This is a genomic window from Candidatus Methylomirabilota bacterium, assembly GCA_036001065.1.
Lineage (GTDB): Bacteria > Methylomirabilota > Methylomirabilia > Rokubacteriales > CSP1-6 > MNEF01.
This window is the reverse complement of sequence record DASYUQ010000132.1, coordinates 1-1,905: the sequence shown is the minus strand read 5'-3', so window position 1 is coordinate 1,905 and position 1,905 is coordinate 1. Positions and strand designations below refer to the sequence as shown.

The window sequence follows — 1,905 nt, the reverse complement described above, 5'->3', positions numbered from 1 at the left end:
ACCCCGGACATTGCCGAGCGCGCCCGGATCACGCGCTTGATGCGCGCCAACGGCCTTCGCTCGCTCGGGGAGCTCCAGAAGCGCTCCCTGGAGGACACGGAGTGGTACTGGAACGCCGTCGTGCGCGATCTGGGGATCCGGTGGATGCGGCCCTACGCGCGCGTCCTCGACGACTCGCGCGGCCCCGCCTGGCCGGCGTGGTTTTCCGGCGGGCTCCTCAACCTCGCCGACAACTGCCTCGACCGTCACCTGGACGCCGGGCGGGCGGACCAGGCGGCGCTCGTCTGGGAGGCCGACGACGGACAGACGCGCACGCTGACCTACCGCGAGCTGGCCCGGGAGGTGAACCGGCTGGCCAACGCGCTCAAAAGCTTCGGCATCGCCGAGGGTGACCGGATCGGCGTGTTCCTGCCGATGTCGCCCGAGGCGGCCATCGCCACGCTGGCCATCGCCCGCATCGGCGCGATCTACACGCCGTGCTTCTCCGGATTCGGCGCCCAGGCCGTCGCCTCCCGGCTGCAAGATTGCGAGGCGAAGCTCCTCATCACCGCCGACGGCTTCCACCGTCGCGGCCAGGTCGTGAGGATGAAGGAGACCGCCGACGAGGCGGTGGCGGCGTGCCCCAGCATCCGGCGGGTCCTCGTCTACCGCCGGCTCGGGCGCGACGTCCCGTGGACGGCGGGACGCGATCACTGGTGGCACGAAAGCGTCGCGTCGGCCTCCGACGACTGCCCGGCGGTGCCGGTGGAGTCCGACCGCCCCTGCCTCATCATCTACACCTCCGGCACCACCGGCCGGCCCAAGGGCGCCGTGCTCACCCACGCGGGCTTCCTGCTCAAGACGGCGAACGACTTCGCCTACTGCCACGACGTCGGCGAGGGCGATCGCCTCTTCTGGCTCACCGACCTGGGATGGCTCATGGGCCCCATGCTCATCACGGCGGCGCTCGCGCTGGGGGCGACCGGCGTGCTCTTCGAAGGCGTGCCCGACTACCCGAAGCCCGACCGGCTGTGGGCGCTGGTGGCGCGTCATCGAATCACCGTGATGGGCCTCTCGCCGACGGCGGTGCGCGCGCTGATGCCGCACGGCCTCGAGCACCCGCGTGCCCACGATCTATCGTCGCTCCGCATTCTCGGATCGACCGGGGAGCCCTGGAACCCCGAGCCCTACCGCTGGCTGTTCGAGCACGTCGGCGGGAGCCGCGTGCCGATCATCAACTACACGGGCGGCACCGAGATCTCCGGCGGCATCCTCGGGTGCTTTCCGATCGCGCCCCTCAAGCCCTGCTCGTTCGCCGGACCCATCCCCGGGATGGCCGCCGACGTGTTCGGCGAGGATGGCCGGCCGGTGCGCGGCCAGGTCGGCGAGCTGGTGGTCACCGGGCCGTGGCCCGGGATGACCCAGGGGTTCTGGCGCGATCCCCAGCGCTACGAGGAGACGTACTGGTCGCGCTGGCCCGGGGTGTGGGTCCACGGCGATTGGGCGCTGATCGACGACGACGGCTTCTGGTTCCTCCAGGGACGCTCCGACGACACGCTCAAGATTGCCGGCAAGCGGCTGGGGCCCGCCGAGGTCGAATCGATCCTGGTCGGGCACCCGGGGGTGGCCGAGGCCGGCGTCATCGGCGTGCCCCACGAGGTCAAGGGCGAGGCCGTGGTCTGCTTCGCCGTGCTCAAGCCGGGCACGGCGCCCTCCGAGACGCTGCGCGCCGAGCTGACCGAGCGCGTCGCGCAGCAGATGGGCAAGGCGTTGAAGCCCGAGCGCGTGCTGTTCGCGCGCGACCTGCCCAAGACGCGCTCGGCCAAGATCATGCGGCGGGTGATCCGGGCCACGTATCTCGGCCGTGATCCCGGAGACCTCTCGTCGCTCGAGAACCCCGACGCGGTCAAGGCCGTCGCCGAGGCG

1 protein-coding gene is annotated in these 1,905 nt (G+C 71.6%); it reads left to right on the top strand.

Translation table 11 applies throughout. The annotated features are described in order from the left end of the window. Window positions 1–9 precede the first annotated feature (9 nt). The coding region (locus VGV13_13090; GenBank protein ID HEV8642029.1) for an acetate--CoA ligase at window positions 10–1,905 on the top strand (1,896 nt) is incomplete at its 3' end.